Source organism: Kitasatospora sp. NPDC101155, assembly GCF_044768305.1.
Classification (GTDB): Bacteria; Actinomycetota; Actinomycetes; order Streptomycetales; family Streptomycetaceae; genus Kitasatospora.
The window spans coordinates 29,578-52,634 of sequence record NZ_JBIWPN010000020.1; the positions used below are offsets into that span (position 1 = coordinate 29,578).

Genomic DNA, 23,057 nt, shown 5'->3' on the forward strand with positions numbered 1-23,057 from the left:
TGGAAGACCGGCGAACGGCAGGGATCCGCTTGAGGACGGCCCGCGTGCCCGGCACGCGCGGCGCTCGCATTCCCGCACTCCAGCGCCCAGTCTCGATCGGGGCCGCGCCGAATTTCCCTAGGGTCTGTCGATCATGTCCGAACGGCCGCCGGACTCTAGGGATTTGCCGGGCCGTTCGGCTGGATCGTCAGTTGCGCGAGCCATGGGTGCGGCCCGACCGGGCCGAGCGCCCCGACGTCGACGAGGATCACCGCCATGCCCGAACCCTTCCCGCACGGCGACGCACCGAGAGTGCCGCTGCCCTCCACCGAGGGCTCCACGGACCCGGCCGCGGCCGAGCTGAGCGAGCTCGACGAGCAGCTGATCGCCCAGTTGGTCCACCGCATCCGGCTGGCCCGCGGCCACCAACTCAGCCGCCGCGCCGCCGGATTGCCGACCACCAGCCTCGCACAGGAGAACGCGATGCTGCGCCGTTACGCCTCCCGGCTCGGCGACCAGGGCGCCGGGATCGCGCTGGCGATCCTGGAACTCTCCCGGCCGCCGAGCGGGCGGGCCGTCGAACAGCGGTAGGGCGGTGGGGATTTCGCGTCCCCACCGCCCTTCCGTTGTGCCCGGCCGGTGTCACCAGCGGGCGCCGGCCAGCACCTCGTCGTAGTCGCGGGCCACGCGCGCCTGTTGCAGGTCGGACTCGACCATCATCCGCATGAGCTCGGGGAAGTCGACCTTCGGCTCCCAGCCCAGCGTCTCCCGCGCGTTGCCGGCGTCGGCGCAGAGCGTCTCCACCTCGGCGGGCCGCACGAGCCCCGGGTCGACCTCGACGTACCGCTCCCAGTCGAGCCCGACGCACTCGAAGGCGATCCGGGCCGCGTCCCGCACCGAGTGCATCCGCCCGGTGCCGATGACGTAGTCGCCCGGCTCGTCCTGCTGGAGCATCAGGTGCATCGCCCGGACGTAGTCCCCGGCGAAGCCCCAGTCGCGGACGGCGTCGAGGTTGCCGAGCAGCAGCCGGTCCTGCAGGCCGAGCTTGATCTGCGCGACCGCGAGGGAGATCTTCCGGGTCACGAACTCGGCCCCGCGGCGCGGCGACTCGTGGTTGAACAGGATCCCCGAGACACCGTACATCCCGTAGGACTCACGGTAGTTGCGGGTGATGTAGTGACCGTAGGTCTTCACCACGCCGTACGGGCTGCGCGGATGGAAGGTGGTCCGCTCGTTCTGCGGGGTCTCCGCCACCATGCCGAACATCTCGGAGCTGGAGGCCTGGTAGAACCGGATCCGCCCGGGACCGCCGGCGGCACCGGCCGGCTTGTTGATCCCGCTGACCATCCGGATCGCCTCCAGCACCCGCAGCACGCCGGTGCCGTTGACCTCGGTGACGAGTTCCGGCTGGCGCCAGGACATCGGCACGAAGGAGATCGCCCCGAGGTTGTACACCTCGTCCGGCTGGATGGTGTCGACCGCGGAGACCAGACTGCTCTGGTCCATCAGGTCGCCGTCGACGAACCGCAGGTCCGGGATCAGCCTGCTGACCCGGTCCTTCCTCGGGTTGGCCTGCCCCCTGGTCAGGCCCCAGACCTCGTATCCCAGGGAGATCAGGTGCTCGGCCAGGTACGACCCGTCCTGACCGGTCACCCCGGTGATCAGTGCACGCTTGGACATCCGTTCCCCTTCAGCCACTGCTCGCGGAGCGCTCTCGGCACGGCCAGCGAACCAGAGGTGAGGCTAAGGAATTTGCGAGACTTCCGACGCACGCCGCCCCTGAACGCCCCCGTCCGCGGGCAGGTCGTCGCTCCGGCGACAGCGATGCGGGCGAGCGAGCTTCGCAACACCCACCACGGCACCCGGCCCCGATGGCATGATTTCGCGCTGATTGACGATCATGCCCCGGGAAGCACCTGCACATCCGTAATGAGCGATTGTGTTCCCTATCGCCCGGGACCATCATCCGAGATCACGTCTGCACTCACTTGATCACTTTCATCGGGCATGTTCTCCTGTCCAAGACCTCCAGGAACCACCTGGCACGGTCGCTTTGATCTTTCATTGGGGGAGGGAGAGCCGATGAGGCATACGAAAATCGGGGCGGACGGCGTCCGGCACCTGCACACGCTTGGCCCGCGCGGCACCAATCTGGAAGCCGCGTCCCACGAATGGCTGCGCCGGCGGGGAGTCCGGGGAACGGTGGAGCTGCACTCCTCCATCGAGTCCGCGCTCGACGCCGTTCCGGACGACGGACAGCATGCGCTGGTCGCCTGCGCGGTCTATCCGGAGCTGCACACCTTAGTGTTCGGGAACCTGCACCGCCTGCACATGGTCGACAGTTTCATCATGCCGACGCACAACATGGTGCTCGCCACCAATGGGGTGGACGTGCCCGCCGCGGTCGCCTCGCACCCGGCGCCCACGGGTCTTGTGCCCGTCGGCACGGAGATCCAGGAGGTCCTGAGCAACTCCCGGGCGGCCATCGAGTGTGCCGAAGGTCGCGTCGAGGGCTGCATCACCACCATCGTCGCGGCCGAGAACCACGGACTGCGCGTGGTACGGGACTTCGGCGCCGTGCCCATGGTGTTCACCGTCCATCAGGTTCTGGCGGTCGGCGCCGAGGACGAGCAGCTGCTCCCGGTGGGAGCGGCCCTGTGACCATCGCGACCGCTCCGGTCCACGCAGACCTGCTCTCCGATGCCGACGAACTGGCCGGGTCTCTCATCCCGAAGGTTGACCGCTTCCGGGAGCGTCAGGCAGACGACGGCACCGTTCCCGGAGCGACCGAAGAGGACCGGGCGCTGCTCGGCCGTATCCGCGACGAGGCGTGTGCCTGGTACGCGCGGCACGGACGGGACGGCCAGGCGGCCGCGCTGGCCGCCGATGTCGACGGCTGGCTCGCGGCCGGCCTCGACACACTGCCGCACTTCGCACGCTCGCGAGACGCCCTGCGCGTACCCGAGGACGGCTCGGCCGTCTTCTTCCTCGCACCGCTGCAGAGCACGAACAGCGCGCCGCCCGTCGGCAAGCGACTGGACTGCTTCTTCGCGCTGCGCAAGGAGCCTGCCGCGCTGCCGGAGCTGGCCGTGTCGTACCCGCATCCCAAGAACAACTGCCAGTCGCTCGTTCTGATCACCGGCAGCGCAGGTTTCAGGCAGGGCAACTGCCTGGTGTTCTTCCCGGAGAACGTGGCCGCTCACGACAAGATCACCGAGCAGCCGTACGCCATGTTCTTCTACAACAAGATGCGGAAGATCCACGAGACCTACGCGCTTCCCGGTGCGGCGGCCGTCCTGACTCCGGAGTCCCTGCCCCGTGCGTCCACGGGCCTGGACGCCGACGTGTGCTTCGAGGCCCGCGCCATCTGGGGCTATCTGCACGACTCGATGCACTACCAGGGGCTCTGGCCGTTCGACCAGCACATCTCGCTGAAGATGAACTGGTTCGTCGGCCTGCTGGAAGAGATCAAGGTCGACGCCAAGACCGTTCTGGCCTGTGCGGACAGCGGTGTCGTCCCGTTCGCGGCGGAACAGGTCGACATGATCCTGCTGGAGCGGGTCTTCCGCTACCCGCAGGCGGATGACGCCACCCGCAACTTCGACTCGGGCACCGGGGTCCTCCTCTACTCCTGGCTGCGCGAGCACGGTGCGCTGGCCGGCTCCCCGGCCGACGGCGAACTGCTGCGCTTCGACCGGGACAAGGCTCTCGACGCGCTACGGGAGTTCGTCGCCACGGTCGAGAAGCTGGAGACCGAGGTCACAACCGACGACGAGTACCGCTCGGCGGCCAAGGAACTGGTCCGCAGGTACCTTCCGGCTCCCGAGCCCGCCGCTGCCGGTACGGCACGGCAGCGGTACGCCTTCACCGAGGACCAGCGGGTCCTGCTGCGCGCCAAGCAGGGGCTGGACCGGATGCCCGCGTTGGAGTTCGAGCGGGCGGAATGGTGAGGGACGCGCCCCTGCGCCCCCGCCGGGGCGGGCACCTCGTGGTGCCCGCCCTCTCGGCACTGATGATCGCCCTGCTGGCCGCCGGCTGGCTGCTCGCCGGGCATCTGGTCGACGGCGTTCCCCCGCTGGCGGTGGCGGCCGGGCGGACAGCGGCCAGTTTCGTGGTCATCACCGTCATCGCCCTGCTGTACCCGCGGTCGCGGTCCGACGTCCGGGCCGCGACCGCCCGCGGCGGAAGTGTCGCGCTGCTGGCCTTCCTCGGCTTCTTCGCGTACTACTCAGGAACGCTGCTCGGGACCGGCTTCATCGGAGCCTCCCGGGTCGGCCTGATCGTCTCCCTGCTGCCCTGTATCACCTTCGTGATCGGAGTCGCCGCCTTCCGCGAGCCCTCCACACTTCGCAAGGTCCTGGGCACGGTGCTGGCCGTGGTCGCGGCCTGCGGGTACGCCCTGGCCGACGCCTCCGCGGTCGGCGGCGCGGGCTCCGGGGCCGGTGGGGGCGCCCTGGTGGGCGGAGGGCTGCTGGCACTCGGCGGCACCTTCACGTACGCGGTGTACGGCTACGTCTACCGGCGACGCATGGCTGACCTGACTCCGGTCGCGGCGCTGCCCGCCGTCACCGGGGCGGGCACGGTCATGCTGGGGCTGACGGTCGTCCTGTTCGTCCCGCTCGGCGGCGTCTCCCTGGCCGACTGGGGCGGCATCGCGGTTCTCGGCGCGGTCCTCACCGCCCCGGTCTTCCTCATCTCGCACGAACTCATCCTGCGCAAGGGGCCGTTGTTCACCTCCGCGCTCGCACTCGTGGTGCCGTTCCTGGTGCGCCTGGGAGAGTGGGCCATGGGCCGGGAGGCCGTGCCTCGACCGCTCGTGCTCCTGCTGCTCCTGCTGTGCGGGGTCGGTGTGTGGCTCACCATCGGCGGTGCCCGCCCTGCCGGGCGCGCCGCGGTCGAGGCGGCTTCGGACGAGAGGCACACCAGGAAGGGACCCGAAGTTCACACCCAGCAAGGAACATCGTGACGGCAAAGGACCTCGTGATGACAGCGAACAGCCCCAAACCCACCCTCGTACTGGTCTACCAGCGCACCTCGCTCCCCTGGGTCTTCGAGAGTGCCGAACGAGCCGGGATCGACCTCGTGCTGGTGCCCCGGCCCGACGAAGCGGTGTCCGAGGACCGGTTGCCGCCCGCCGTGGTGGACGTACTGCGGCTGGACGTCGAAGCCGACCGGGCCGGCGCGCTGGACGCCCTGCGGCGACGGTACGAGGAGAACGCCTTCCAGGGCATCGTCACCCTCTACGACCCTGCCGTGCCGTTCGTCGCCGAGGTCGCCGAGCTGCTCGGACTTCCCGGTATCGGCCGCGACGTGGCGCTCGGCGCGCAGGACAAGCGCGTCATGAGGGAGCGTCTGGCCGAGGCGGGCCTCAACGTGCCGGGGTTCGTCCGGCTGGACGACCCGGCCGACTGGGAGAAGGCGGCGCGCCTGGCCTTTCCCGTCGTGGTGAAGCCGGCACACGGTTTCTCCAGCCTCGGCGTCACCAAAGCGGAGTCCCCGCAGAACCTGAAGAGCGTCGTGGACGAGGTGTGGCAGACCTCTGCGAGCAAGCTCGGCCGCACGGACGGCCTGGTGGTCGAGGAGTACCTGGACGGCCCCGAGTTCGCCGTCGAGTCCCTCGCCCACGGCGGCGACGTCCGGGTCCTGGCCATCGGCTACAAGGGCGACCCCCAGGGGCCCCACTTCGAGGAGGGCGTCTACCGCGCACCGGCCGCTCTGCCCGAGGCTGTTCAGGAGGACATCCGGCGCGAGGTAGTTGCCGCGCACCGAGCCCTCGGCATCACGGACGGGCCCACCCACACGGAACTGCGCCTGCGCGGTGGCGTGACGCCGTACCTGCTGGAGATGGGGGCCCGGATCGGGGGCTCCGGGGTGTCCCACTACATCGCCTCCGGGGTGACCGGTATCGACTTCGCCGCGCAGGCACTGCGGATCGCAGCCGGGGCCGCCACCGAATCCCTGGGCTCCGGCCCGTTGCCGACGCCCTTGGCGGCCGCAGCCAACTACATCGTCCCCTGCGGCGGTTCCGGACGGATCACCACGATCCACGGCCTGGCCGAACTGGGCGACGACCCCAGGGTCGATCACGTCGTGCAGATGCTCTTCCCCGGAGACGTCGTGCGGCCCTATCCGGACTTCACCGGTTATCCGGCGTTCGTCCTGTCCCGTCACGCAAACATCGCCGAGGCCGAGGAGTTCCACCGGTTCCTCGAACAGTCCATCCGCATCGACTACGCAGACGACACCGACCACAAGGGGCAGGCGTGACCTCCGTTCCGTTCGACGACCGTGACGGCGTGATCTGGCTGGACGGAGCGTTCGTGCCGTGGCGCGACGCCCACCTGCACGTCCTCTCCCACGGCCTGCACTACGGCGGCGGCATCTTCGAGGGCATTCGCGTGTACGACGGCCGGCCGTTCAAGGCCGTCGAGCACTTCCAGCGTCTCCACACCTCGGCACGGGAACTGAATTTCCGCATCCCTTTCGGTCCCACGGAACTGGACGCCGCCATGCGGGAGACCATCCGGCACCAGGGAATCGTCGACGGATACGTCAGGCCCGTGGCCTGGCGGGGCAGCGAGCAGATCAGCGTGTCCGGGGCGGGGACATCCGTCCACGTCGCGATCGCCGCGTGGGAGTGGCCTCACGTGTTCTCCGACGACGCGCACAGCCGTGGTATTCGGCTGCACACGTCCCGATGGCGGCGTCCTTCTCCTGACACTGCGCCGGTACGGGCGAAAGCGGCGTCGCTGTACAACATCTGCACCCTCGCCCGCGACGAGGCGGAGGCGGCCGGCTGCGACGACGCCCTCCTCCTGGACTTCCGCGGATACCTGGCAGAGGCCACCGGAGCCAATCTCTTCCTGGTGATCGACGGAGCCCTGCACACGCCGACCCCGGACACCTTCCTCAACGGCATCACCCGGCAGACGGTCCTGGCCCTGGCCCAGGAGCTGGGGATTTCCGTCCACGAAAGGCACATCCAGCCCGAGGAACTGCAACAGGCCGACGAGGTCTTTCTCACCGGCACGGCCTACGAAGTGCAGCCGGTACGTGCCGTAGACGGTCATTCCTTCGAGCTCGGCAGCGTCACCACGATGTTGTCCAAGGCGTACACCGGTCTGACTCGTTCCGCCGTGGTGCGGTAGCCGTGGCGCCCGGTGACTCGCAGCCGGGCAGGATCTACGTGGCATCAGGGCACGTATTCGGTCGTGATCAAGCGGTGGCTCCGGTGAGGTCTCTGATCCAGATCATTGCGCCGTGAAGGCGAGGTGGCTCGCGGGAGTCCCGTCATAGCGGGTGGCGCCACCTCGCCAGGACACCCCTCGGGGGTGCGCCTTCGGCGCGTCCTTGCCGTCGGGCGTCTGCACCGGCGTCGTGTCGACGGGCACCCACGCCTCGCCGACCTTCATCCGAATCGGACCGGTCGAGCGGTCCGAGGTCAGCGTGCCGTCCGGGTTCGCCCACAGCGTGGTGAACCCGGTGCGGACGCCGGTGACGCGGCGCGGGAGTCTAGAGGTCGGTTGTGACGCCTGCCTGACCTGGACTCCCTCGCGGTGATGCAGGCCATGCTCGGCTTCACCTCCGAGCACCACTGGATCCGCCACACCTCCTCCCACCTGCGGGCACTACCGCACGTCACCACCGGAAGCGAGCCAGAGCCTCACAGCCCTGTGACAGAGGTCCGGCCCTGCGGGAACGGTGGCGGCCCGGAGCGGTTGCTCCGGGCCGCCGTGCGGGGTTGGGCCGGGTCAGTACTGGGTGGTGACGGTCACGCCGCTGAAGTCGGTCTGGGCGTAGAGGCTGATGTAGCGGTAGCCGGCCGTGGTGTTGGTGACGGTCAGGCTCTGGGTGGTGGTGCCGTTGGTGGTCGAGCCGGTGGTGTAGGCGCTCGGCGTGGCCCAGGTGTCGGGGTTGTAGAGCAGGTACGCGGTGCCGGTGCCGCCGGAGCTGCTGACCTTCAGGGTGGTGGTGCCGGCCGGCAGGTAGATGTAGTAGTAGTCCAGGTTGCCGGCGGTCGCGGACTGGCCGGCCCGGAAGCAGTTCTTGTCCAGCACGCGGGTGTCGGCCGCGGTGCAGGCGGTGGTGCCGGTGCCGGAGCCGCCGACCGTGACGGACTGGGTGATGCTGTTGGTCTTCCCGCTGCCGTCGGTCACGGTGAGGCTGACGTTGTAGCTGCCGGCGGCGGCGTAGGTGTGCGAGGGGCTCTGGGTGGTGGAGGTGGCGCCGTCGCCGAAGTTCCAGGCCCAGGAGGCGATGCTGCCGCCTCCGGACTCGGTGGACTGGTCGGTGAACTGCGCGGTCAGGCCGGACGGGACGGCGGTGAAGGCGGCGGTCGGGGCCCCACCCACCACGCAGGCACCGGCGGCGCAGGCGTCCAGCCAGGTGTTGAACTCGGCGTCGTACGCGGTGCCGATCGAGTTGTAGGTCGCGTAGCCGCCGGTGTAGTCACCGGTGCGGAAGTGGCTCAGCATGTTCTGGATGACGTCCGGGTGTCGTTCGACCATGAAGCGGACGGCCAGGTAGCCCCACGGGTAGGTGCGGGTGGTGTCGCTGTTGTCGTACGTGTTCTGGAAGAGCGTGCTGAGCGCGTAGGTGTGCTTGGGCGCCTCGGCCACCGCGCCGGTGTCGGTCACGTTCCGGTAGCTGTAGGAGACGTACTCGGCGACGCCCTCGATCCACCAGACGTCCGGGACGGAGATCTGCTGGGTGAAGTCGCCCTTCATGTCGAGCCGGCCGTCGAGCGCGTGGGTGTACTCGTGGTTGAGGTTCCAGATGCCCGCGGTGAAGCCGTCGTTGCCGTTCTGGTAGGTCAGCGAGATCGGCCGGTTCCCGGCAGCGGTCGGGTCGCCGATCAGCGTGATGCCGCCGTTGTTGGTGCTGACGCCATAGATCCCGCCCGCGTAGGTCTGGTAGTCCTGCGGGGAGGCGAAGACGACCATCTGGAGCGAGTTCTCGTACTGGCCGGGGATCGGGCCGTTGTCCTTGACCAGGTTGTGGAAGAACGGGTCCTGGTTCTGGAGGCTGGCGCAGACGGCGGCCAGGTCGGCGTCGGTCAGGCTCTGCGCCAGGATGCTGTGCGTCGAGTCGCAGGTGTGGCTGATCGGCAGGGCCGCGGCCTTGAGCTTCGCGGGCAGGTCGCAGACGCCGTAGTACGAGCAGTTCGACTGGTCGTAGTGCGCGGCCATGTTGGCGACGCCGACCCAGAGCGGGGCGGTCGGGCCGGTGATCGCCGAGACGTCCATCAGGCCCTTGATCAGCGGCCGGACGGTGTTCACCAGCGCCGGGTGCTCGATGAACCGCGCGGTCTCCAGACCGGCGTTGGAGTCCAGGAAGGAGTTGGTGCCGCCGAGCATGCCCTTGTGGTTCAGCGCGAAGCTGTCGAGGGTGTTGATGATGCTCGGGTCGGCGGTGACGGCCGCTACGTAGTCGGCGTTCTGGTGGCCACGGAAGATCGGGGTGAACACGTTGTTCGCGAAGTTCACCATGTACCAGGAGGGGTCCCAGGCGCTGCCGTAGGCGTTCAGCACCTGCTTGTAGGTGTTGAGGTAGTGGGCCTGGAGGTTGGCGCTGTCGGTGAGGATCACCGCCTGGCCGGCGACCTGGCCGTTGCCGTCGCTGACGTCCAGGAAGTGCGGGCTCGCCACGAACGCGTCGAGTGCGGCCTGCACCGCGCCAGTCAGCGTGGAGTCGTAGGTGCCGACGTCGCTCGGGTGGTAGTACTGCACGTAGTAGCCGGCCTGCAGGAAGTAGATCAGCTGGTAGATGCCGGTCGAGTTGTCGCCGGTGTAGGAGGCCGCGGCGCTGCGCAGGCCGTTGGCCACGGCGATCATCTGGCTCTGCTTGAACACCCCGTTGGCGTTGCCGCCGGTGAGGGGGAAGAGCGAGCTGATGCAGTCGACGGTCGAGCCCTGGATGTAGGAGACCAGGTCCGAGCCGGTCCGGCTGCTGAAGTCGGCCGGGGTGCAGGAGGTGGCGGCCGCGGCCCGGAGCTGGGACTTGGCGAGCTTGGGCGCGGGGGCCTGGGGGGCGGCAGACCGCGGGGAGTGCGGGGGGATCTGCGCGGGCGCGAGGCGGCCGGACCGGGCCTGCGCGTCGGTGCGGACGCCGAAGGCGCTGCCGGTGGGGGCTGTGCCGTCGCGGTGCGCGGCACGGAGGGCCTGGCTCACCTGCTGACCGGGCTGCGCCGTGGGGGCGGCGAAGCTCGGGGTGGCCGCGAAGCCGGCGACCGCGGTGGTCGCGGCGGCCAACAGGGCTATGACTCTGGGCAGCCACATACGCTGACTCATCGTCACTCCTTCGTGGGGGAGGGCGGAGGAGCCCCGAAGCGTGAGGAGTTCGAGGCGTCTCCCGCACGGTGTCACGCGCGGCCTGCCGTCATCAATACGGTGTGACATATCAATGAGCTGCCCATGGCCATAGCATCGGCATGCCGGCGGCCCCGGCACGGGTCGCGTGCCGGGGCCGCCGACGTCCTACGGTTCTGCGTGTCCTACGGTCCTACTGGGTGTCGGGGGCTTCCTTCAGCCGCCAGGTCTGGCTCCTGCCACCAGTGCAGGGCCGGCACCGCACTCCTCACGGGTACTGGTGCACCGCATCGCCGGCGCCTTCCAGATGGGGCTGGTGTTCGTGGCGCTCGTGGTGGTGATCGCGGTGTTCGTCATCAAGGTCCGCCGGCTGCCGGAGCCGCCGCACGTCAGCCCTTCGGGGGGGGCGGTACTTGACAGATCGTCGGGGTGTCCAGGACAGTCCTTTACGCAAATGGTTTTCATCTTCGCTAACCATCCCCGACCGCGTACCCGCGCGCCCCGCGAAAGAGGACACCCATGTCACTCGACGTCTCCCCCGCCCTCCTCGACCAGGCCCGCAACGGCCGCGTGGACGAGGCCGACTTCCTCGACACCGTCCGCAGCTCGCTCCCGTACGCCTACCAGGTCGTCGCCGGGCTGAGCACCGAACTCTCCGCCACCGACGCCGAGTTCACCTCCGACAACACCACCCCCAGCGACGAGCAGCGCGCCCAGCTGCTGCGCGCGCTGGCCAGCAACGCCATCCGGGGCAGCCTGGAGGGCCACTTCGGCGTGAAGCTCGCCTTCGTCAACTGCCACCGCGTCGGCGCCTTCCGGCCCGGCGCCGAGGACAGCGAGGCGTACCGCGAGTTCACCTCGCTGCACAACCAGATCCGCAACCAGAGCCCGGAGCTGCGCAGCTGCTGAACCCGAGGCGGTCACAGCGGGCCCCGCTCCACCGGGCGGGGGCCCGCCGTGTGCGCGACCGGCCGACTGTTACGCCCCGTTGCGGTCGATTGCGGACCATTGCGGTCCCGTGGCCGGATCGCGCGTCGATCTTGTGGCACCGCGCGCCGTCTGCGTACCGTCGACGGGCACCACCCCCGACCGGCCCTCCCGGGGCCGCCCGATCCCACGCGGAGCCGCCACCATGCCGCCCTCCCCCCGCCCGCTGCGGAAACTCGGCTTCCTGACCATCGGGCTCTTCGACGAGGCCGACCCGCGCCGCGGCCACGAGACCACCCTGGAAATGATCACCCTCGGCGAGCAGCTCGGCCTCGACAGCGCCTGGCTGCGCCACCGCCACCTCCAGTACGGGATCTCCTCCCCCGTCGCCGTCCTCGCCGCCGCCACCCAGCGCACCAGCCGCATCCAGCTCGGCACCGCCGTCACCCCGCTCGGCTGGGAGAATCCGCTGCGGCTCGCCGAGGACCTCGCCACCGTCGATCTGCTCGGCGGCGGCCGGCTCAACCCCGGCTTCAGTGTCGGCCCGCCCGTCCACTACGAACAGGTGCGCGGCGCGCTCTACCCCGACACCGGCGAGGACGAGGACTTCGGCTACCGCCGGGCCGAACGGCTGCTCGCCCTGGTCCGCGGCGAGGACGCCTCCGACTTCGCCGGCACCGAGGGCATCGAGGTGTACTCGCGCCGCGTCCAGCCGCACTCCCCCGGCCTGGCCGACCGGCTCTGGTACGGCGCCGGCAGTCTGCGCTCGGCGCGGTGGGCCGGCGAACACGGGCTCAACCTGCTCACCAGCAGCGTGGTCAAGCCCGAACAGACGGATTCCGTACCGGACTTCGCCGAGATCCAGGCCGAGCAGATCCGCACCTTCCGCGCCCTGCACCCCGACCGCGAGCGGGCCCGGGTCTCCCAGGGCCTGGTGATCATCCCCACCGACAGCGCGACCCCCGAACAGCGCGCCAAGTACGAGGCCTACGCCCTCGACCGCACCCCGCGCACCCTCACTCCACAGGGTCCCAACCGGCTGCTCTTCGCACCCGACCTGGTCGGCAGCTCCGCGGAGCTCGTCGAACGACTGCACGCCCACGCCGGATTCCGCGAGGTGGACGAGATGGCCGTCGCACTACCGTTCAGCTTCGAGCACGAGGACTACGTGCAGATCCTCACCGACCTCGCCACCCGGCTCGGGCCCGCCCTCGGGTGGACGCCGTCGACTCCCGGGCAGGGCTGAGCGGCCGACCCGTCGCGGACATGCACCCCACCGTCCCCACCAACACCTGTGTGATCTCGGCGAGTTGATCTGCAACCAGACCCAGCCGGGCGACGTCCCAAGCCGGTACGAACGGCCGACCGGCCGGGCGCCGACCCGGGGGGACGACACGATGGGACCGCACGACGCCACACCCACACCACCGCCACCACCACCGCAGCCACCGCTGCAGCCCTGCCCGCACTGCGGGCTCGCCGACCAGGTCCGCAGCATCCCGGCCGTCTACCGAGCCGGGCGGACCACCGAGACCGTCCGGTCCCTGCGGGACGACCGGCGCACCGAGACCCGCGTGGTCGTCAGTGACCTCGCCCGGGCGCTGGCCCCCGCCCCGAACCGGCAGCCCGGACGCATTCCGCTCACCCTGGGCGTGTTCGCCCTGGTCGGGGCCGCCGCCGCGTTCTTCGTCGATACTCGTCACCGGCGCGACCGGCACGGTCGGCCGCGCCCTCGCCGACCAGCTGACCGCCCTCGGCGCTCCCGTGCGCGCCGCCACCCGCCGCCCGGTCGCCGTCTCCCCCGAGATGGCGGACGCGATCACGGCGCTGCGCGCCGCCTCGCTGGAGCCGTTCACCGCGACCGTCACCCCGACGGTGGAACAGCTGACCGGCCGTCCGGCGGCGACGTTCCGGGCCTGGGCCGGGCGCCACCGGAAGGAGTTCGGCCATGGCTGAGGCGCGCCGCGAACCGGTCATCCTGCCGCCCGGGTGCGGCGGCCGCTTCCACGTACCGGGCGGCCCGTACGTGATCAAGCTGGCGGGTGAGCAGACCGGCGGCTCGCTGGCCGTGCCGGAGTCCACCTTCCAGCCCGGCGAGGGCGCTCCGCCGCACCTGCACCGCGGCCACGACGAGACCTTCCACGTGGTCAGCGGCGCGTTCCGGCTGCGCTGCGACGGCCGGGTCATCGAGGCGGGCCCGGGCGGGTTCATGCACGTCCCACGCACCCATCCGCACTCCTTCACCGCGATCGGCGACACCCCGGCCACTATCCTGGTGACCCTGACCCCGGCCGGTTTCGAGCACTTCTTCGTCGAGGCGGCCGCCCTCGCCGCCTCCAGGCGCCCGGACCGCCGACTGATGGAGTCGATCCTCGCCACCTACGACCAGGAGCTGGTCGACGGGGAACCCTGACCAGGCCTGGTCAGATGACTAAGCGCTTGCTTACACTCATGTCCCTGCCCTGCTGAACCCGAGCACGCCCCAGGAGATGCCATGACCGGAGTGAACCGCCAGATCCGCCTCGCCCGCCGACCGGTCGGGGAGGTCCGGACGGAGGACTGGGCGCACGGCGAGGAGCCCATGGGCGTGCCGGGCGACGGCGAGTTCCTGGGGCGGACCCGGTACATCTCGCTCGACCCGGCCATGCGCGGCTGGCTGGACGACCGGCCCTCGTACCTGCCGCCGGTGGGCCTGGGCGAGGTCATGCGGGCCGGGTCGGTGGTCGAGGTCATCGCGTCCAACCACCCGAAGTTCCAGGTCGGCGACCACGTGGTGGGCACCTTCGGGGTCCAGGAGTACGCGGTGTCCGACGGCAAGGGAGCGCTCGCCGTGGATCCCGCGCTCGCGCCGCTGTCGACGTACCTCGGGGCGCTCGGGATGCCCGGGATGACGGCCTACTTCGGGCTGCTGGAGGTCGGGGCGCTCAAGGAGGGCGAGACCGTGGTGGTCTCCGGCGCCGCCGGGGCCGTCGGCACCCTCGTCGGGCAGATCGCCAAGATCAAGGGCTGCCGGGTGGTCGGGATCGCGGGCGGTCCGGAGAAGTGCGCGCTGCTGACCGACGAGCTCGGCTTCGACGCGGCGATCGACTACCACGCCGAGGACGTCCGCAAGGCGCTGCGCACCCACGCCCCGGACGGCATCGACGTCTACTTCGACAACGTCGGCGGCCCGATCCTGGACGCCGCGCTGACCCGGCTGGCGATGCACGCCCGCGTGGTGATCTGCGGCGCGATCAGCCAGTACAACAACGAGAACGCCGTGCAGGGCCCGTCCAACTACCTGTCACTGCTGGTGCGGCGGGCCCGCATGGAGGGCTTTGTGGTCTTCGACTACGCCCGCCGCTACGCGGAGGCGGCCGCCGAGCTCGCGGGCTGGATCGGCGACGGCCGGATCAAGGTCAGGGAGCACGTGGTCGAGGGCACCGTGGACGACTTCCCGGCGACCCTCGGGATGCTGTTCCGCGGCGAGAACACCGGCAAGCTGGTGCTGCGCCTGGCATGACGGACCTCCTCGGGCGGCCGCCATCCCCGTACGGCCGCCCGGGGCCGTCAACTGGTCAGCTGGCTGCAGCTCGCGCCCGGTGTCTGCGGACGGCGTCGCGGTTGGCGCAGCGCTGGGAGCAGTAGCGCTGTCGTCCGGTGCGTGAGGTGTCGGCGAAGGCTGTGTCGCACTGAGTCGCCTCGCAGCGCCGCAGCCGGTGCATGCCGCGGCCCGCGAGGTGCAGTGCGGTGCCGACCGCGAACAGCGTGAACAGCAGGGAACCGAGCGGCTGTTCCGCGTCCCGGTAGTGCAGATGCCAGCCGGCACCGGAGTGGGAGGTCAGCCGCGGGTAGGCGGCGGCCTCGGCCAGCATCCGGTTCAGCAGATCGGCGCGCTCCTGCTCCCCCGCCGCGTCGACAACCCTCTCCCAGGCGTCGAGTGCGGCCTGGACACGGTCGAGATCGTCCGCTGTTACCGGGCGCTCCAGCGTGAGCCCGGCGGCGCGGCAGCGGTCTGCCAGCTCATCCGCGCTCTCCGGCCGGCGGTTGGCCAGGTCCGCGGCCAGGTTCACCGCATCCTCGCCGTAAGGGTTGAGCTGCATAAGACCATTACAACAGTGTGGTCGGTATGACACAGCAAACCGCCGGAGACACCGCAGCCCGGGCCCGCGACCCGTGGCGCTATCGCTGGATCGTGCTGGGCATCGCCACCTTCACCCAGGCTACGTCCGGCTTCTTCGTGGGCGGCATCGGAGCACTCGGCGTTCACCTTCAGAGCGCCCTGGACCTGAGCACCGCGCAACTGGGTCTACTGGTCTCGGCGGCCCAACTCGTACCGCTGGCCGGGCTGCTGGTGGCCGGCGAGCTACTGGACCGCTACAGCGAGCGCTGGGTGGTGGGGATCGGGGCAGGCATGGTCGGGCTGGCTCTGTGTGCGGGGAGCCTGGCACCGGGATATACGGTCCTGCTGGTCGCGCTGTTGGTGGTCGGCACGGGATACAGCACCGTCCAGCCGGGTGGGAGCAAGTCGGTGGCGTCTTGGTTCGACGCGTCACAGCGCGGCTTCGCCATGGGCATCCGGCAGGCGGGGCTGCCGCTGGGGGCGGCGCTCGCCTCGGCCGTACTCCCGTTCGTCGCCGAGGAGTTCGGTTGGCGGGCGACACTGCTGACCGGCGGCTTCGTAGCGCTGCTCGGAGCCGGCCTCTTCATGGGCTGCTACCGCCGGCCACCCGCACTGCCCGCCCCGCAGGACGAGGAACCGTCGGACCCGCTCGCGGCACAGCTCCGCGCCCGGCTGCGAATGCTCCGTGAACCGTCCACGGTGAAGATCACGCTGTCTGGAACCAGCCTGATCTCGGTGCAGTGCGGCGTGGGCATCCTGACGGTGCTCTACCTCCACCAGGCGTCATCGGTCGGCGCCGGGCAGGCGGCTCTGGTCCTGGTGGCCTCCCAAGGTGCGGGCGTTGCGGGCCGGATCTGCCTGGCGGCCTGGAGCGACCGGAGCAGGTCCGGGCGCTATGCCGTGGTGCTGGTCTGCATGGCCGCCGCGATCGCCGGGCTGGCCGTGCTGATGACACCGGCCGGGAGGGCACCGGTCATCGCTTCCGGCGTCTTCGTCTGGCTCGGCTTCTTCGGCTTCGGCTGGTACGGCCCGTGGGTCGCCTACGTCACCGAAGCGGCCCCGCCGGGCAAGACCGGCTTCGCCCTGGGTCTGGCCATGTCCGTCAACCAGATCGCCATCGTCACGGTGCCGCCCGTGCTCGGCCTGCTGGTCGACCTCACCAGCAGCTTCACTCCGGCTTTGGCGCTGCTGTCCCTGCTGACCGTCGTCGCCCTGGCGGTCACGGCCGAGGCGGAACTCCGCACCCGCTGACGCGGTCGACGTCGTCGCACCTGCTCCCAGGACTCACACCCTTGTACTCGGCATCCCCGCGCCATATGCTCGGATCCAAGTAATCGATACCAAGTATTTCATCGAGCCGACGCACTGGAGCTCCATGCCCACCCCTGAGCCCCCCGCCGTCCAGAAGCCCCCGAAACGCCCCGCCAACGCCCTCGCCCTTGCCGTACTCGGGTTGCTGCTGGAGCAGCCGATGCACCCCCATGCCATGGCCGGCGCGCTCCGCGAGCGCGGCATGGACCGCGCGTTCAAGCTGACGACCGGATCGCTCTACGACACCGTCCGCGCGCTCACGCGGGACGGGTGGATCGAGGCGGACGGCACCGAGCAGGTCGGCAACCGCCCGGCCCGCACCGTCTACCGCCACACGCCCGCCGGGCGGGAGGGCTTCACCGACTGGCTCGACGAGCTGATTCGAGAGCCCTCACCCGAGTACCCGCGGTTCCTCTCCGCCGTCGGATACCTCGGCGCGCTGGGCCGCGTCCGCGCGGCGGCGGCGTTGCGCGAGCGGGCCGCCGCGCTGCGGGAGCGGATCGCGCAGGACGCCGAGAGCTACCGCGCGGCCCGCGAGGAGCACAACGCGCCGCGCCTGTTCGTCATCGAGGCCGAGTACGCCGCCGCCATGGCACAGGCCGAGCTGGCCTGGGTGGAGCGCACCGCCGACGAGGTGGAGCGCGGGACGCTGACGTGGCCGGAAGGGGGCGGACGATGAGTGACAGCACGTCGAAGGACGAGGTCGTCGACGTCCTGATAGCCGGAGCCGGGCCGGCCGGGCTGGCGCTCGGCGGGGAGTTGGGGCGCGCGGGGGTACGGGCACTGGTCCTGGAGCGGGAGCCCGAACCGCCGGGCTTCTGCCGCGGGTTCAACCTCAACGCCCGGAGCCTGGAGCTGCTCGACCGCCGGGGCCTTGCCGCCCGCTTCCTCGCCGAGGGACCGACCGTCCCGACCACGATGTTCGTCGGTCCCTCCCGCCTCGACCTCGCCGCCATGCGCACGAAACACCCCTACGTCCTCGGCATCCCCCAGACCCGCGTGGAGGAGTTGCTCGCCGAGTGGGCCGTGGGGCTGGGCGCGCGCCTCGTCCGCGGCCGGCGCCTCACCAGGCTGCGGCAGGACGGTGACGGCGTGACGGTGGAGGTGGACGGCGTGGACGGCCCGTCAACCGTGCGCTGCCGATGGCTGGTCGGCTGCGACGGGGGCCGCAGCACGGTGCGCAAGACGGCCGGGATCGGCTTCCCGGGGACACCCGCACGCAAGTTCACCCTGCTCGGGGACGTGGTCCTCACCGACCCGTCGGCCGTCTCATTCGGCCCCAACAGCGGGCCCGGCGGCCGCTCGGTGTTCGCGATCCCGCGCCCCGGCTACGTCCGTCTCGCCACCGCCGACCCGGAACCGCCCGCAGACCCGCACGAGCCGGTGCCGCTCGACTCCTTCCAACGCGCGATCGATGCCGCGCTGGGACACCGGGCCGAGATCGCCGAGGCGCTGTGGCTGACCCGGTTCGGGGACGCGGCGCGGCTCGCCGAGCAGTTCCGGACGGGCCGGGTACTACTCGCCGGGGACGCCGCGCACATCCACCCCCCGGCCGGCGCCATCGGCGTCAACGCGGCGATCGACGATGCCGTCAACCTGGGCTGGAAGCTCGCCCTGGTGGCGCGCGGGCAGGCGCCGGACACGCTGCTCGACACCTACCACGACGAGCGCCACGCGGCCGGCGAACGCCTACTCCGCAACACCCGCGCGCAGGCGGTGCTCGCCCAGGCGAACGGGGACGACGACCGCCTGGCACCCGTCCGCGATCTGCTCGCCGAGCTGGCCGAGTCCGGGGACACGGCCGGGCCGTTGGCCGAGGCGATCACCGCTGTCGGCACCCGTTACCCCGCCTCCGGAGACCCCCGACACCCGTGGGCTGGACGGATGGTGCCGGACATCTCGCTAGGTCAGGACGGCGAGGACACCCTTGCGGCACTGCTGACCCGGTCGGCCGGCGGCGCACTGCTGGTCAACGGCGCGACGGGCTCGCACGCCCTCTCCACCGCCGCCCGTCCATGGGCGGACCGGGTCACCACCGCCCATACCCACCCGCACGCCCTGGAGCGCGCCCACGCGATCCTCGTCCGTCCGGACGGGCACGCAGCGTGGATCGGCGCCCCGTCGACACCTGTGGACACAGCCGCGGAGCAGCTGCGGGAGACCCTCGCACGCTGGTTCGGGCGCCCGGCGACACCCGTTGACGGTGCCCCGAGGACTGGCTCGATCAGCGGCTTCGCCTCGGTCCCGCCGGCGAACCGCACCGCTTCGAGGACCTTGGGCGCGAACTGGCGGATGCAGGTGTAGGAGCCCTCCAGCAGTCACTCAGATGCCGGCCAGGACGGCGCGCAGCCGCTCGTCCTCGCGGACGATGCTGTTCGCGACGCCGAAGCCGACGATGCGCCGGTCCCCCTCGGCGAGTTCGGTGACGCGCAGACGCTGGTGGGTGCTCAGGGCGGCGGCGCCGAGGGTCTGGAGGGCCTCGCAGGCGCCCGCGACGTCCGCTCCGGTCTCGGCGGAGTGGAGGGCCGCCTCGACGAGCCGGTCGAGGTCGACGGTGTCGGGGTCGGCGACGTCCAGCAGGGCGAGGACGGCGGCCGGGGCCTTCTCGGGGGCGGTGAGCAGCTGCTCCTGGTCCACGCGGCCGAGGGCGATGAGCAGTTCGGCCCGGACGCCGTGGTCGGCCTCCGCCACCCAGCGGCTCCGCAGGGCGGCGGGGGCGGCCTCGGTGTCCCGGGTGTGGCCGACCGTCCAGGCGGCGAGCGACCGGACGTCCGCCTCCTCGTGCGCCAACAGCGGTTTCAGCACGGGGATCTGAGCGGCCACAGCGGCCCGGACGGCGCCCGGCGCGACCTCGCACTCGTCCTCGCTCTCGGCCAGTCCGCCCAGCAGGCAGAGGACTTCGGCCGCCCCGTACTCGGCGGCGGCGGCGATCCGGGCGAGGTACGGGACGGCGTCCGCGCTGGCGGCGTACACCGTGCCCTGGTGGAGGATGCACGAGTACAGCTCGGAGATCGCCTCCTCGGCGTCCCCGCCGCCCTCGGCGAGGGCACGCAGCAGGTCGGGCAGGTCCTCGGCGGGACCGTAGGCGTGCGAGACGGAGGCCCAGGGGCGGGCGTCGAGGTTGGCGAGGGCGTCGGCGGGATCCATGGGCGTGATCTTCGCAGCCAGTCTGACAGACTCCGCCGTCGATGCGACGCCTCACAGCCGCCGGGTGCGGAGCACTCCGGTCAGCATCGGCAGGGTGAACTCGCCGTGGGCGGTCTCCGGTCGACCGGCGAGGAACTCGCGGATCCGGCCCAGCAGGGCGTCCCGTTCCCGCTCCGGCAGGACCAGTACCCCCGCGCGGGTCGCCAGGGTCGCGACCAGCGAGTCGGCGGTGCGGTGCTGCCCGTGCGCGAACTCGATCTGCTCCGACGAGCCGAACCGGGCGGGCCCGCCGTTCTTCGGAAGGTGCGCTCCGGCCGTCTGGACGCGCCAACTGGCGGGCGTGTCACGCGGGCCGACGGCCGCGCTCCCGCTGACCTTCGCCAGTCCGGCCACCCAGTCGACCCGGTCGTCCATCAGGTTCCACAGGCCGGCCAGGACGCCGCCGGGTGCGAGGACCCTGGCGATCTCCGGCCCCGCGACGACCATGTCGAACCAGTGCATCGCGTTGCCGACCAGTACGGCGTCGACCGAGGCGTCCGGCAGCGGGATCGACTCGGCGCTGCCTGACAGGCCACGGACGGTCGGCAGCGAACGGCGCAGCTCGGTGAGCATCGCCGGGTCGGGCTCGACCGCGATGACCTCGGCGCCCATCGCGATCAGCGTGGCGGTCAGCTTGCCGGTTCCGGCGCCGAGGTCGAGCACGCGCGGGCCGGGTGCGGGTGCGAGCGCCCAGCGCACCGCGTCCTGCGCGTAGTCCGGACGGTGCTCGGCGTAGGCGGCCGCTGCCGCACCGAACGACGAGGCGTGGAGTAACTGTTCATCATGCTTCACACCGTCAAGCTAACGGTGCGACGGGCGGGTGGTCACCGTATTCGCCATTTCGGCGGCCGGCACCCGACAGTGCTGCCGGGCTGCTAGAGCCAGCCGCGCTCGTCGGCGACGCGCAGGGCCTCGGTGCGGTTGCGGGTGCCGGTCTTGGCGATGGCGGAGGAGGAGTAGTTGCGGACCGTGCCCTCGGAGAGGTAGAGCTTTCCGGCGATCTCGGTGACTCCCGCGCCCGAGCGGGAGGCGTCGAGGACGTCGCGCTCGCGGGCGGTGAGCGGGGAGGCGCCGGCCGCGAGGGTGGCGGCGGCGAGTTCCGGGTCCACCACCCGCTCCCCCACCGCGACCCGGCGGATGGCGTCGGCGAGCATCTCCGCCGGGGCGTCCTTCACCACGAAGCCGAGCGCGCCCGCCTCCATGGCGCGGCGCAGGTAGCCGGCGCGGCCGAAGGTGGTGAGGATGACGACCCGGCAGCCGGGGGCCTGCTGGGCGAGGACGGCGGCGGCCGCCAGGCCGTCCAGTCCGGGCATCTCGATGTCCAGCAGGGCGACGTCCGGGTGATGCTCGCGGGCCGCCTGCGCGACCTGGTCGCCGCGTCCGACGGCGGCGACCACCTCGAAGTCGTCCTCCAGGTCGAGCAGGGCGCGCAGCGCGGTGCGGACGAGTTCCTGGTCCTCGGCGAGCAGCAGGCGGATCGTCATGTCGTCCCTTCGGAGACGGAACCGGTGTCGGTGTCGGACTGCGGGACGGTGACCAGCAGTCGCCACCCGCGCGGGTCGAGCGGGCCGGCCTCGACCGTACCGCCCGCCGTCGCGACCCGTTCCCGCAGGCCAGTCAGGCCCTTGCCGCCCCCGACGCCGACCCCGGCTCCGCCACCGCCACCGCCCGCACCGTCGTCACGGATCTCCACCGAGGAGGCGGTGAGGGCCACCGAGCAGCGGGCGGCCCGGGCGTGCCGGACCACGTTGGTGATGCCCTCGCGCACCACCCAGCCGAACAGCTCGCGGTGCTCCGGCCCGACCGCGTCCGCAGCCCGCGGCAGGTCGGCCACCACCCCGGCGGCGCGCAGCAGTTCGCGGCCGCGGGCCACTTCGCCGGCCAGGCTCACCTCGCGGTAGCCGGTGACGGCGCCGCGCACGTCGGAGAGCGCCTGGCGGGACAGTGTCTCGACGGCCGCCATCTCCGCCACCGCGTGCTCCAGGTCCTTGCCCGCCAGGCGTTGGGCGAGCCGGGACTTGACGGTGATCGCGGTGAGCGAGTGCCCGAGCAGGTCGTGCAGGTCCCGGGCGATCCGGTTGCGTTCGGCCTCGGAGGCGAGCCGCGCGACCTCGGCCCGGGCGGCGACCAGGGCCTGGTTGGTGGCGGCGATCTCGGCGAAGGCGCCGCAGGTGAGCGCGGTGAACAGCAGGGCCAGCGCCTGGAATCCGCCGGGCCCGGTGTGCCAGGCGGGTACGGCCCAGGGCAGCAGCAGCGCGGCCAGTGTGCCGACGGTCACCGCCCGGGCGGCGTACTTCCGCCAGAGCACCGCGATCTCCGAGACGATCACGGTGGCCAGGTAGAAGGCGTCCCCGTGGGCGAACGGCAGTGCGGCGAGGAACAGGACGGTCATCACCACCAACAGCGGTTTGATCCAATGCGGTTGGCCGCGGCCGAGGGCGAGTGCAGTGAGCACGTAGCAGAGGCAGAACGCGGCGACCACGACGTACCCGGCGACCGCGGCCGCCCCGGAGACGTCGCCGGCCAGGGCCACGGCGGTGAGTGCCGGGAAGACCAGCATCCCGGTGCCCAGCAGGAGCCGCCGCCAGCCCTCCGCCCACTGGTGGGCGGGGCTCGGCGCGGTCTCATGGTCGAGGTCGGTCACCCTCGTGTCCCCCTGTCAGAGCGTGGCGAACAGCGTACGCAGCTGCCGTCCGTTGATCACCACGGCCACACCCAGCAGCGCGACGCCGCACAGGCCCTGTTCGATCTTCATCCAGACCGGGAAGGTCCCCGGCACGGCGATGATCGCGACGATGGCGGCGATCATCACGGCCGAGAGGATCCGCAGCCGCCGGAAGGCGCCGCGGGAGCCGCCGGCCGCGCGGACGGCGAGCAGCAGGGTGACGGCGGCGCTGGCCACGACGAGGGTGCCGCGGATCCAGACCGCCGGGGTCACGACGTCGGTGTGGGAGCGGAGGGCGAAGGCGGCCGCCAGCGTCAGGACGCTGAGGCCGAGGTAGGCGGTCACGAACCGCCGGACGGTGCGGAAGGCCCGACGGGTGTCGGGGTGGTGCAGATCGGTTGAGGTCATGCCCTCATCGTGGCCGCGGGGCCGGCCCGCCCGGCAGTGTGCCGGCACACCGTCGCACCATGACAATTGTCAGCCCAGGGTCTCCCACACCGAGGGAGAGGACGACGCTGTCGCCGTCAGTGACGCGAGAAGAGACATCACGACTCCGTTCGGAGGCATGTTCCGCTGGATC

23 protein-coding genes are annotated in these 23,057 nt (G+C 71.3%); 14 read left to right on the forward strand and 9 right to left on the reverse strand.

Annotated elements, in window-relative coordinates; all coding sequences use genetic code 11:
• Positions 1 to 255: 255 nt before the first annotated feature.
• The gene (locus ACIRYZ_RS26805) at positions 256 to 570 is read left to right on the forward strand and encodes a hypothetical protein (RefSeq protein ID WP_402948639.1); all 315 of its coding nucleotides are present in this window, start codon (positions 256 to 258) and stop codon (positions 568 to 570) included.
• A gap of 51 nt (positions 571 to 621) precedes the next feature.
• On the opposite strand, the gene ACIRYZ_RS26810 is transcribed toward ACIRYZ_RS26805, so the two are convergent.
• Positions 622 to 1,659: a GDP-mannose 4,6-dehydratase gene (locus tag ACIRYZ_RS26810; RefSeq protein WP_402948641.1), complete on the reverse strand. Its 1,038-nt coding sequence runs from the start codon at positions 1,657 to 1,659 to the stop codon at positions 622 to 624.
• A 402-nt stretch (positions 1,660 to 2,061) separates the two neighbouring features.
• Between ACIRYZ_RS26810 and ACIRYZ_RS26815 the strand changes: the two genes are divergently transcribed.
• The 5 genes from ACIRYZ_RS26815 to ACIRYZ_RS26835 are packed head-to-tail and all read left to right on the forward strand — an operon-like array spanning position 2,062 to position 7,127.
• Positions 2,062 to 2,640: a bacilysin biosynthesis protein BacA gene (locus tag ACIRYZ_RS26815; protein WP_402948643.1), complete on the forward strand. Its 579-nt coding sequence runs from the start codon at positions 2,062 to 2,064 to the stop codon at positions 2,638 to 2,640.
• Positions 2,637 to 3,929: a DUF6421 family protein gene (locus ACIRYZ_RS26820; protein WP_402948644.1), complete on the forward strand. Its 1,293-nt coding sequence runs from the start codon at positions 2,637 to 2,639 to the stop codon at positions 3,927 to 3,929. Before ACIRYZ_RS26815 ends, ACIRYZ_RS26820 begins: the two co-directional genes overlap by 4 nt.
• Positions 3,926 to 4,945 carry a DMT family transporter gene (locus ACIRYZ_RS26825; protein ID WP_402948646.1) on the forward strand — a complete coding sequence of 340 codons (1,020 nt, stop codon included), beginning with the start codon at positions 3,926 to 3,928 and terminating at the stop codon, positions 4,943 to 4,945. Before ACIRYZ_RS26820 ends, ACIRYZ_RS26825 begins: the two co-directional genes overlap by 4 nt.
• A gap of 17 nt (positions 4,946 to 4,962) precedes the next feature.
• On the forward strand, positions 4,963 to 6,246 hold the full coding sequence (locus tag ACIRYZ_RS26830; RefSeq protein WP_402948648.1) for an ATP-grasp domain-containing protein: 1,284 nt from the start codon (positions 4,963 to 4,965) through the stop codon (positions 6,244 to 6,246).
• Positions 6,243 to 7,127, forward strand: a complete 885-nt coding sequence (locus ACIRYZ_RS26835) for a branched-chain amino acid aminotransferase (protein ID WP_402948650.1) — start codon at positions 6,243 to 6,245, stop codon at positions 7,125 to 7,127. The genes ACIRYZ_RS26830 and ACIRYZ_RS26835 overlap by 4 nt, the downstream gene beginning before the upstream one ends.
• A 102-nt stretch (positions 7,128 to 7,229) precedes the next feature.
• On the opposite strand, the gene ACIRYZ_RS26840 is transcribed toward ACIRYZ_RS26835, so the two are convergent.
• Positions 7,230 to 7,574, reverse strand: a complete 345-nt coding sequence (locus ACIRYZ_RS26840) for a hypothetical protein (RefSeq protein WP_402948652.1) — start codon at positions 7,572 to 7,574, stop codon at positions 7,230 to 7,232.
• Positions 7,575 to 7,730: 156 nt separating this feature from the next.
• Positions 7,731 to 10,268, reverse strand: coding sequence for a collagenase (locus tag ACIRYZ_RS26845; RefSeq protein ID WP_402948654.1), 2,538 nt, complete (start codon positions 10,266 to 10,268; stop codon positions 7,731 to 7,733).
• Positions 10,269 to 10,805: 537 nt separating this feature from the next.
• On the opposite strand from ACIRYZ_RS26845, the gene ACIRYZ_RS26850 reads away from it, so the two are divergent.
• The 5 genes from ACIRYZ_RS26850 (at position 10,806) to ACIRYZ_RS26870 (ending at position 14,715) form a co-directional block, all read left to right on the forward strand.
• A complete protein-coding gene (locus ACIRYZ_RS26850; RefSeq protein ID WP_402948655.1) occupies positions 10,806 to 11,195 on the forward strand; it encodes an SCO5389 family protein in 390 nt (129 codons plus the stop codon).
• A 223-nt stretch (positions 11,196 to 11,418) separates the two neighbouring features.
• A complete protein-coding gene (locus tag ACIRYZ_RS26855; RefSeq protein WP_402948657.1) occupies positions 11,419 to 12,459 on the forward strand; it encodes an LLM class flavin-dependent oxidoreductase in 1,041 nt (346 codons plus the stop codon).
• 338 nt (positions 12,460 to 12,797) lie between these two features.
• A complete protein-coding gene (locus ACIRYZ_RS26860) occupies positions 12,798 to 13,169 on the forward strand; it encodes an NAD-dependent epimerase/dehydratase family protein (RefSeq protein ID WP_402948659.1) in 372 nt (123 codons plus the stop codon).
• Entirely contained in the window at positions 13,162 to 13,626 is a 465-nt protein-coding gene (locus tag ACIRYZ_RS26865) for a cupin domain-containing protein (RefSeq protein ID WP_402948661.1), read from the forward strand. Before ACIRYZ_RS26860 ends, ACIRYZ_RS26865 begins: the two co-directional genes overlap by 8 nt.
• Positions 13,627 to 13,707: 81 nt before the next feature.
• Positions 13,708 to 14,715 (forward strand): NADP-dependent oxidoreductase, encoded by a 1,008-nt coding sequence (locus ACIRYZ_RS26870; RefSeq protein ID WP_402948663.1) that lies wholly within the window; start codon positions 13,708 to 13,710, stop codon positions 14,713 to 14,715.
• Positions 14,716 to 14,770: 55 nt separating this feature from the next.
• Here the strand turns inward: ACIRYZ_RS26870 and ACIRYZ_RS26875 are convergent, their stop codons facing one another.
• Positions 14,771 to 15,295, reverse strand: coding sequence for a CGNR zinc finger domain-containing protein (locus ACIRYZ_RS26875; protein ID WP_402948665.1), 525 nt, complete (start codon positions 15,293 to 15,295; stop codon positions 14,771 to 14,773).
• Positions 15,296 to 15,321: 26 nt separating this feature from the next.
• Between ACIRYZ_RS26875 and ACIRYZ_RS26880 the strand changes: the two genes are divergently transcribed.
• From ACIRYZ_RS26880 to ACIRYZ_RS26890, 3 genes are all read left to right on the forward strand, one after another.
• Positions 15,322 to 16,566, forward strand: a complete 1,245-nt coding sequence (locus ACIRYZ_RS26880) for an MFS transporter (protein WP_402948668.1) — start codon at positions 15,322 to 15,324, stop codon at positions 16,564 to 16,566.
• A gap of 124 nt (positions 16,567 to 16,690) precedes the next feature.
• A complete protein-coding gene (locus tag ACIRYZ_RS26885; protein WP_402948670.1) occupies positions 16,691 to 17,305 on the forward strand; it encodes a PadR family transcriptional regulator in 615 nt (204 codons plus the stop codon).
• The gene (locus tag ACIRYZ_RS26890) at positions 17,302 to 18,930 is read left to right on the forward strand and encodes an FAD-dependent monooxygenase (protein ID WP_402948673.1); all 1,629 of its coding nucleotides are present in this window, start codon (positions 17,302 to 17,304) and stop codon (positions 18,928 to 18,930) included. The genes ACIRYZ_RS26885 and ACIRYZ_RS26890 overlap by 4 nt, the downstream gene beginning before the upstream one ends.
• Before the next feature lie 18 nt (positions 18,931 to 18,948).
• Here the strand turns inward: ACIRYZ_RS26890 and ACIRYZ_RS26895 are convergent, their stop codons facing one another.
• The 5 genes from ACIRYZ_RS26895 to ACIRYZ_RS26915 form a co-directional block, all read right to left on the reverse strand.
• On the reverse strand, positions 18,949 to 19,773 hold the full coding sequence (locus ACIRYZ_RS26895; protein WP_402948676.1) for a hypothetical protein: 825 nt from the start codon (positions 19,771 to 19,773) through the stop codon (positions 18,949 to 18,951).
• Between the two features lie 51 nt (positions 19,774 to 19,824).
• On the reverse strand, positions 19,825 to 20,604 hold the full coding sequence (locus ACIRYZ_RS26900) for a class I SAM-dependent methyltransferase (RefSeq protein WP_402948677.1): 780 nt from the start codon (positions 20,602 to 20,604) through the stop codon (positions 19,825 to 19,827).
• 83 nt (positions 20,605 to 20,687) lie between these two features.
• Complete coding sequence (locus ACIRYZ_RS26905; protein WP_402948680.1) at positions 20,688 to 21,296, reverse strand: response regulator; 609 nt, start codon at positions 21,294 to 21,296, stop codon at positions 20,688 to 20,690.
• Positions 21,293 to 22,456: a sensor histidine kinase gene (locus ACIRYZ_RS26910; RefSeq protein WP_402948683.1), complete on the reverse strand. Its 1,164-nt coding sequence runs from the start codon at positions 22,454 to 22,456 to the stop codon at positions 21,293 to 21,295. Before ACIRYZ_RS26910 ends, ACIRYZ_RS26905 begins: the two co-directional genes overlap by 4 nt.
• A 15-nt stretch (positions 22,457 to 22,471) precedes the next feature.
• Complete coding sequence (locus ACIRYZ_RS26915) at positions 22,472 to 22,885, reverse strand: hypothetical protein (protein ID WP_402948686.1); 414 nt, start codon at positions 22,883 to 22,885, stop codon at positions 22,472 to 22,474.
• Positions 22,886 to 23,057: the final 172 nt, after the last annotated feature.

Bases quoted from the DNA above. Each gene is read 5' to 3' on its own strand.
- ACIRYZ_RS26805 (WP_402948639.1), top strand. From the start codon at position 256: ATGCCCGAACCCTTCCCGCACGGCGACGCACCGAGAGTGCCGCTGCCC.
- ACIRYZ_RS26810 (WP_402948641.1), bottom strand. From the start codon at position 1,659: ATGTCCAAGCGTGCACTGATCACCGGGGTGACCGGTCAGGACGGGTCG.
- ACIRYZ_RS26815 (WP_402948643.1), top strand. From the start codon at position 2,062: ATGAGGCATACGAAAATCGGGGCGGACGGCGTCCGGCACCTGCACACG.
- ACIRYZ_RS26830 (WP_402948648.1), top strand. From the start codon at position 4,963: ATGACAGCGAACAGCCCCAAACCCACCCTCGTACTGGTCTACCAGCGC.
- ACIRYZ_RS26845 (WP_402948654.1), bottom strand. From the start codon at position 10,268: ATGAGTCAGCGTATGTGGCTGCCCAGAGTCATAGCCCTGTTGGCCGCC.
- ACIRYZ_RS26850 (WP_402948655.1), top strand. From the start codon at position 10,806: ATGTCACTCGACGTCTCCCCCGCCCTCCTCGACCAGGCCCGCAACGGC.
- ACIRYZ_RS26855 (WP_402948657.1), top strand. From the start codon at position 11,419: ATGCCGCCCTCCCCCCGCCCGCTGCGGAAACTCGGCTTCCTGACCATC.
- ACIRYZ_RS26865 (WP_402948661.1), top strand. From the start codon at position 13,162: ATGGCTGAGGCGCGCCGCGAACCGGTCATCCTGCCGCCCGGGTGCGGC.
- ACIRYZ_RS26870 (WP_402948663.1), top strand. From the start codon at position 13,708: ATGACCGGAGTGAACCGCCAGATCCGCCTCGCCCGCCGACCGGTCGGG.
- ACIRYZ_RS26875 (WP_402948665.1), bottom strand. From the start codon at position 15,295: ATGCAGCTCAACCCTTACGGCGAGGATGCGGTGAACCTGGCCGCGGAC.
- ACIRYZ_RS26880 (WP_402948668.1), top strand. From the start codon at position 15,322: ATGACACAGCAAACCGCCGGAGACACCGCAGCCCGGGCCCGCGACCCG.
- ACIRYZ_RS26885 (WP_402948670.1), top strand. From the start codon at position 16,691: ATGCCCACCCCTGAGCCCCCCGCCGTCCAGAAGCCCCCGAAACGCCCC.
- ACIRYZ_RS26890 (WP_402948673.1), top strand. From the start codon at position 17,302: ATGAGTGACAGCACGTCGAAGGACGAGGTCGTCGACGTCCTGATAGCC.
- ACIRYZ_RS26895 (WP_402948676.1), bottom strand. From the start codon at position 19,773: ATGGATCCCGCCGACGCCCTCGCCAACCTCGACGCCCGCCCCTGGGCC.
- ACIRYZ_RS26905 (WP_402948680.1), bottom strand. From the start codon at position 21,296: ATGACGATCCGCCTGCTGCTCGCCGAGGACCAGGAACTCGTCCGCACC.
- ACIRYZ_RS26915 (WP_402948686.1), bottom strand. From the start codon at position 22,885: ATGACCTCAACCGATCTGCACCACCCCGACACCCGTCGGGCCTTCCGC.